The sequence below is a fragment of the Bradyrhizobium algeriense genome, assembly GCF_003062295.1.
Classification (GTDB): Bacteria; Pseudomonadota; Alphaproteobacteria; order Rhizobiales; family Xanthobacteraceae; genus Bradyrhizobium; species Bradyrhizobium algeriense.
In genome coordinates this window covers 1-3357 of the sequence record NZ_PYCN01000100.1, presented here as the reverse complement: position 1 = coordinate 3357, position 3357 = coordinate 1, and the positions used below count along the sequence as shown (strand labels likewise).

2 protein-coding genes are annotated in these 3357 nt (G+C 63.1%); one reads left to right on the top strand and one right to left on the bottom strand.

Annotated elements, in window-relative coordinates:
* The first annotated feature begins 1006 nt into the window (after window positions 1-1006).
* Window positions 1007-2125 (top strand): IS630 family transposase, encoded by a 1119-nt coding sequence (locus C7G61_RS42250; RefSeq protein ID WP_108523369.1) that lies wholly within the window; start codon window positions 1007-1009, stop codon window positions 2123-2125.
* Here C7G61_RS42250 and C7G61_RS42245 read toward each other — a convergent pair.
* A complete protein-coding gene (locus C7G61_RS42245; protein WP_145963815.1) occupies window positions 2114-3223 on the bottom strand; it encodes a hypothetical protein in 1110 nt (369 codons plus the stop codon). The two genes, C7G61_RS42250 and C7G61_RS42245, sit on opposite strands and share 12 nt — an antisense overlap.
* Window positions 3224-3357 lie beyond the last annotated feature (134 nt).

The window sequence follows — 3357 nt, the reverse complement described above, 5'->3', positions numbered from 1 at the left end:
CATGATGGCCCGGAGCACCACACGCTCCAATCAGAGGCCGGATACATTGATGCAGGACCGCATCTGCCAGGTTGACGAAACCTCTTGCAACGCGCGGCCGGACCATACATTTGGGTCAATCGCGTCATCTTGGTCGTCGGCCGACTACTTCCGGTCTTCCCCCAACTACGGACATCACGCATCGGGACCACCACGTCCGCTGAGTGCCCACGAACGGAAGTCGGCACCTTTCTGCGAGCGCAAAGCAGGCTCGGCGGGAGAGTGGCGGGGATCCTGTCAGCCGTTCGTCTGTTTATGAGCATTTCCTCCTATTCAGGAAGCGCTCTGGAACCATTTCTGAGGGTGCCCAGTTAGTTGGTGGGACCGATGAAGGACCATTGCCATGAGGTATCTCATTGCGATTGCGATAGCTGCCTTTGTCGCGGGTGCTGGGCTGGCGGTCAATTCTGTCGGCTCGCTGCCCCTCGAAAAGCAGTCCACGCCGACGGCCGCCCAATTGGCGGCCCGATTAGCTCAGTCCGTGGATCCGTTTTTGCTTCAGTCCGGTAGCTAACGCCCGGCGCAACTAAAAAAGCATGGCGGCACTTGCGGATCGGTCGGTTCTGGCGGGCTAAGCGGACCTGCGAGATGACCTTGGTTCCAATGCCTCCCGTTTTGTCTTCGGCACCACCGCGTGTTTAGCACTGTCCGCAATCTGCTTTCCGCACCAGGTGCCGAGATAGCTTCAGTGCCTACGCGGTACGTCATACGTCGCGCCACGCCTCCAGAGTGATTTTACGCCCTTAGTTCGTCCAGTAGCGCCTTGGCTTCCTGCAGGTCGAGCGTCTCGAAGCCCTCGGTGAACCAGCTGTAGACCGCCGCGAGGAGACCGCGTGCTTCACCGGGCCTTTCCTGGTCGCGCCAGAGTCGGGCTAGTGTCCCAAGTCACAAGTTCGCAATCGTAGATTCGCAGTAGAGTCGCGTCGCTGTGCCAGGGTTGGAGGCTGGAGCAGCGACGGAGTGTCTGATGGCGGTCCAGCAACTTGCCCCCCTGATATTGAGCGATGGTGAGCGTGCCGAACTGAAGTCGCTGACAATGCGGCGGAAGACAGCGCAGGCGCTGGCTCTGAGAGCCCGGATCGTGCTGACCTGCGCGGAAGGTGGTCAGAACAAGGAAGTGGCGGCCAAGCTAGGCCTGGACCGGCAGACGGTAGGCAAGTGGCGGCGTCGTTTCGTGGAGCGGCGCGTGGACGGGCTGCATGACGAGCCGCGCTCCGGGGCGCCACGCACGATTGACGATGCCCGCATCGAGGCCGTGATCGTGAGGACGTTGGAAAGTTGCCCCGAGAACGCCACCCACTGGAGTTCCCGCGGCATGGCGAAGGCCAGTGGCCTGTCGGTGTCGACGGTGCAACGCGTCTGGCGGGCCTTCGGCCTCCAGCCGCACCGGATGGAGACGTTCAAGCTCTCGACCGATCCAAACTTCGTGGCCAAAGTGCGCGACGTCGTGGGCCTTTACGTCTCGCCGCCGGAGCACGCCATCGTTCTATGTGTGGATGAGAAGTCCCAAATCCAGGCGCTGGACCGCAGTCAGCCGATGCTGCCGATGCGTCCGGGCCAGCCGGCCCGAAGGAGCCATGACTACACGAGGCACGGTACCACATCGCTGTTCGCCGCCCTCGACATTGCGACCGGACGGGTCATCGGCAAGTGCTACGGACGCCACCGTGCCGCCGAGTTTCGCAAGTTCCTCGACGAGATCGAGGCTGCCGTGCCGCGCGAACTCGACGTCCATCTCGTCATGGATAATTACGTCACGCATAAGACCCCACTGATCCAAAGGTGGCTGGCTAAAAGGCCGCGTTGGCACGTGCACCTGACCCCGACCAGTTCGTCATGGCTCAACCAGGTCGAGCGCTTCTTCGCGCTCCTTACCGACAAGAAGATCAGGCGCGGCGTCTATCGCAGCGTCGCCGCCCTCAGGGCTGACATCACTTCGTTCATCGACCGACACAACGCCGATCCCAAACCGTTCCGATGGACCAAGTCCGCCGATGATATCCTTGCTTCCATCGAACGCTTCTGCCGGTACAATGCCCCGGCAAAACACGACGCGATGTTGCGAACTTCTGGTTCAGGACACTAGACTGGCGGCGGCGCGGAGTTCCCAGAGCTTCGCGTCCTGCTGGCGCGCGATCGTGATGGCGCGGTGAAAGTCGGCCTCCGCTTCGGCCGTGGTGCCCGGCCGAGCGGTCCGCAACAGCTCGCCTCGACGCCGATACAGTTCGGCTTCGAACCACCGAACCCCTGACTTCTCGGTCAGAGCCAAAGCTTCCGACAGCTGGCCGAGCCCAACTTCGGGCTGCCCCATCTTCGCGTGCGCTGTCGCAAGCTGCGCGAGGTAGAATGGAAGGATCCATGCCGCGCCGGACGCTCGGAACCCGTCGATGCCGCGTCGCAACCAATCTATCCCCACCTGTGCGTCGCCGGCCTCAACCAGCGTCCAGCCGCGATATGTCGTTCCCATCGCAAGAAAGAAGGCAAAGCCCTGCTCCGTGGTCAGCGCGATCAGCTCTTCTGCCCGCCGAAGGACGGTGCGCGGCTCCGCGAGCACGAAATGCAGCCGACAGGCGACGCTCAGCGCGAAAGCGAGGCTGATCGGGTGTGATAGCTCGCGCGCCTCCGCCAGGGCTTCCGTGCTCCGCAATTGGGCCTGCTCGGCGAACCCAAGAAGTCCGAGCGTCAAGGACAGGAAGGAGAGCATCGCCACGCGGGCGTTTTCCGCAAAGAGAACCGTCAGAGAGCGCTGCTGCGCCGGGTCGTAAAGCGCGAGCCCCCGCTCGAGATGTGCGCGTGCCGAGTCCAATTGTCCGCGATGGAGCCAGCTGTCACCGACCGCCCGGTGACCTGCTACCAGCGCGGCTGTATCATTCTGTTGTCCGGCCAAGTCGAGCAGTTCCTCGGCGGCGCGATGCGATCGGTTGACTTCGGCGCGCACGTGGTAATGCACGAACTCACCCCACAGCGCCCTGAGCAGGTGGGGCGTGTCGTTCAACAACTCGCAAAGACGGCGCGCCCGCGCGTAGGCATGTCCAGTCTCGTCGGTCGCATGGCCGGTCGCGGCGATCAGCGCGCCACCGAGCGCGAGTTGAAGTTCGAGTTCAGTGCGCTGGCGCCGGGGGGTATCCGCCAGCTGGGAGAGGAGATCGAGAGCTTTCCGCATCTGCCTGATCGCTTCTGCCATCGCCGAGCGCGCCTTGGAACGCTCGCCCGCCTCCTGCCAATAGGAGACCGCCTTTTCGATCAGACCCGCATTCCCGAAGTGGTGAGCGAGAATTTCCGGTTGCGCCCCCGCCGTCGTGGCCAGCCTATCCTCCA

Bases quoted from the DNA above. Each gene is read 5' to 3' on its own strand.
- C7G61_RS42250 (WP_108523369.1), top strand. From the start codon at position 1,007: ATGGCGGTCCAGCAACTTGCCCCCCTGATATTGAGCGATGGTGAGCGT.
- C7G61_RS42245 (WP_145963815.1), bottom strand. From the start codon at position 3,223: ATGGCAGAAGCGATCAGGCAGATGCGGAAAGCTCTCGATCTCCTCTCC.